The 236-nt window shown below is 39.0% G+C and carries 1 protein-coding gene; it reads left to right on the top strand.

The genetic code is table 11. From position 1 onward, the window contains the following. The coding region (locus SB775_RS33810; RefSeq protein WP_410865665.1) for a peroxiredoxin at positions 1 to 233 on the top strand (233 nt) is incomplete at its 5' end. Positions 234 to 236: the final 3 nt, after the last annotated feature.

The raw sequence follows: 236 nt of genomic DNA, 5'->3' as shown, positions 1-236 counted from the left end.
AGTTTAAAGAAAAACATGATTTACCGTTCCTGCTTCTTGTAGACGATGAACAGAAATTGTCTGAAGCCTTTGGGGTATGGAAGCTGAAAAAGAACTTTGGCAAAGAATACATGGGCATTGAACGTTCAACGTTTCTTATAAATAAAGAAGGAACGCTTGTGAAAGAATGGCGAAAAGTCAAGGTGAAAGACCACGTAGAAGAAGCGCTTGAGGAACTGAAAGCTCACGCTTAATAT

The sequence above is a fragment of the Peribacillus sp. SIMBA_075 genome, assembly GCF_046534585.1.
This window is presented reverse-complemented; position numbering and strand designations above follow the sequence as displayed.